Below are 407 nucleotides of genomic sequence, written 5' to 3'. Positions count from 1 at the left end.
AGATACTACAGCATGGTCGGAAGCTATTTTTGGTTCAGTTGCTTTAGGGGATAAACGACTTACTCGTCGGTTAATTCAAATAGGCAAACAATTATCATCGACGCCTGGTGGTTCTCTTTCAGGAAGTTGTGGAGGGCAGGATGCGCTTATAGAAGGTAGTTATCGTTTTTTACGAAACAAACGAGTCACAGCGAATCAAATTGCAGAGGGTGGTTATCAAGTAACAAGCTGGTTATCTCAGTCAATCCCCACGCTTTTAGCCATTGAAGACACAACCACGCTCTCCTATACCCATCAAGTAAAAGAATCATTAGGTGATTTAGGCGGTCCTAAAGAAAAAAGCAATCGAGGTTTTCATGTTCACACCACCATGCTCATGGATGCAGAACAAGAGAAAACAATAGGAT

The 407-nt window shown here is 42.0% G+C and carries 1 protein-coding gene; it reads left to right on the top strand.

Going from position 1 to position 407, the window contains the following annotated elements; genetic code table 11:
- Positions 1–407, top strand: a 407-nt coding sequence (locus DYI24_RS27865) for an IS4/Tn5 family transposase DNA-binding protein (protein WP_283810917.1), incomplete at both ends; no start/stop codon positions are given.

The organism is Rhodopseudomonas sp. BR0C11, assembly GCF_010820945.1.
Taxonomy (GTDB): Bacteria; Pseudomonadota; Alphaproteobacteria; order Rhizobiales; family Xanthobacteraceae; genus Rhodopseudomonas; species Rhodopseudomonas palustris_H.
Note: the sequence above shows the minus strand (reverse complement) of the source record. Positions and strands in the feature narration are given on the sequence as shown.